At 69.4% G+C, this 2,206-nt stretch carries 2 protein-coding genes; both read left to right on the plus strand.

All coding sequences use genetic code 11. The annotated features are described in order from the left end of the window. Window positions 1–420: ArgP/LysG family DNA-binding transcriptional regulator (locus AC5RUJ_RS14950; protein WP_494156108.1), on the plus strand; the 420-nt coding region annotated here is incomplete at its 5' end. Between the two features lie 129 nt (window positions 421–549). Further along, the gene (scpC, locus tag AC5RUJ_RS14955) at window positions 550–2,070 is read left to right on the plus strand and encodes a succinyl-CoA:acetate CoA-transferase ScpC (protein WP_494025066.1); all 1,521 of its coding nucleotides are present in this window, start codon (window positions 550–552) and stop codon (window positions 2,068–2,070) included. Window positions 2,071–2,206: the final 136 nt, after the last annotated feature.

Here is a 2,206-nt window from a genome sequence, read left to right on the forward strand (position 1 = left end):
GCGCTGCGCTACCGGGCGGTGGCCAGCCCGGCCTACCTGGAGCACTGGCGGCCCGCCGGGACCGCGCACGCCGACCTGGCGTGGCTTGCGGCCGCACCGGTGCTGGATTTTGACCGCAAGGACGACCTGCAGGAGCGCTTCTACCGGGAACTGACCGGCGTTACGCTGGGGGCGCCGCGGCATTATCTGCCCGCGTCGGCGGAGTTTGCCGCTGCGGTCCGGCTGGGCCTTGGCTGGGCCCTGCTGCCGGAGCAACAGTGCCTGGCGGACGTCCACGACGGGACGCTGCACGAACTGGCACCCGACCTGCCGGTGGACGTGCCGTTGTACTGGCAGCGCTGGAAAATCAGCTCGCCGGTCCTGGACGAACTGACTGCCTGCGTTCGGCAGACCGCCCGGGAACAGCTGCGGCAGCACTAGCCCCGCCCGGAAATCCCGCGGCGCGCGGCGCCTTCGCCCGCCGCCAAGGGTGCCGTTCTCTCGGCCCCGAGCCCCGGCACCGGTGCCCGGCACCTACAGTGGAGGGGGAGATCCAGACGAAGGGGCACGATGCAAGACCGCATTCGCAACGCCCGCCTGCTCGAGCGCGTGATGAGCGCGGAGCAGGCGGCTGAACTGATTAAACCCGGAATGACCGTGGCCATGAGCGGCTTCACCGGCGCCGGTTACCCGAAGGCGGTGCCGCAGGCGCTCGCGGCACGGATGGAAACCGCGCACGCGGCCGGGGAGCAGTTCAAAATCCGCGTGCTCACCGGCGCTTCGACGGCCCCCGAGCTGGACGGCGCCCTCGCCAGGGTCGACGGGATGCAGCTGCGCCTGCCCTACCAGTCGGACCCGGCGCTGCGCGAACGGATCAATGCCGGCGAGCTGGACTACATCGACATGCACCTCAGCCACGTCGCCCAGCACACCTGGTTCGGGTTTTTCGGCGACGTCGACCTGGCCGTGGTCGAGGCGGTGGGCATCCTCGAGGACGGACGGCTCATCCCGTCCACCTCGGTGGGCAACAACATGACCTGGCTCCGGCAGGCCAGCCAGGTCATCGTGGAGATCAACAACGCCCAGCCGGTGGGTCTCGAGGGCATGCACGACGTCTACTACGGCACCGCCCTGCCGCCGGAGCGCAGGCCGATCCCGCTCGAGCATCCCGATGACCGGATCGGTGAACCCTACCTGCAGGTGGATCCGGACAAGATCGTGGCCGTCGTGCACACCGACGCGCCCGACCGGAACTCCCCCTTCAACCCGCCCGACGACGCGTCGCAGCAGATCGCGGGCCACCTGCTGGACTTCCTGGACCACGAGGTCCGGCGCGGGCGCCTGACCGAGCAGCTGCTCCCGCTGCAGTCCGGCGTCGGCAATATCCCCAACGCCGTGCTGGAGGGCCTGGCGGCCGGCGGCTACCGCGGCCTGACCGCCTACACTGAGGTCATCCAGGACGGCATGCTGCAGCTGCTCAAGGAGGGTGTGCTGCGCATGGCCTCCGCCACGTCCTTCTCGCTCAGCCGCACGGGCCTGGAGGAGTTCAACGCCAACGTCGACTACTACCGCGAGCGCATCATCCTGCGCACCCAGGAGATTTCCAACCACCCCGAGCTGGTCCGCCGACTGGGCTGCATCTCGCTCAACGGGATGATCGAGGCGGACATCTACGGCAACATCAACTCCACGCACGTGGCCGGCACCAAGGTTATGAACGGCATCGGCGGCTCCGGCGACTTCGCCCGGAACAGCTACCTGTCCGTCTTCATGTCCCCCAGCATGGCCAAGGGCGGGAAGGTCTCCAGCATCGTGCCGATGGCCAGCCACGTCGACCACACCGAGCACGACACGATGATCGTGATCACCGAGCAAGGGCTGGCCGACCTGCGCGGCCTCGCGCCGAAGCAGCGGGCGCGCAAGATCATCGAGACCTGCGCGCACCCGGACTACCGCCCGATGCTGCAGGACTACTTCGACCGCGCCTGCCGGGACAGCTTCGGCAAGCACACCCCGCACCTGCTCGGGGAGGCCTTGTCGTGGCACCAGCGCTTCGTGGAGACGGGCAGCATGCTCCCCGCAGAGCAGTAACGGTCCGCATCCCCCACCCAAGGCTGCGAGGCGCAGGCTCAGCGCTGGTAGATTCTGGCGAGCACGGCGTCGAAGACCCGGTCGGGCAGCAGCCGGCGGGCGCCCACGATCGCCCGCGCGCCCCTCCCGACCGGGT

The organism is Arthrobacter sp. Y3223164 (assembly GCF_059091005.1).

Excerpts from the sequence above, each read along its gene's own strand:
- scpC (WP_494025066.1), top strand. The coding sequence starts at position 550 with ATGCAAGACCGCATTCGCAACGCCCGCCTGCTCGAGCGCGTGATGAGC.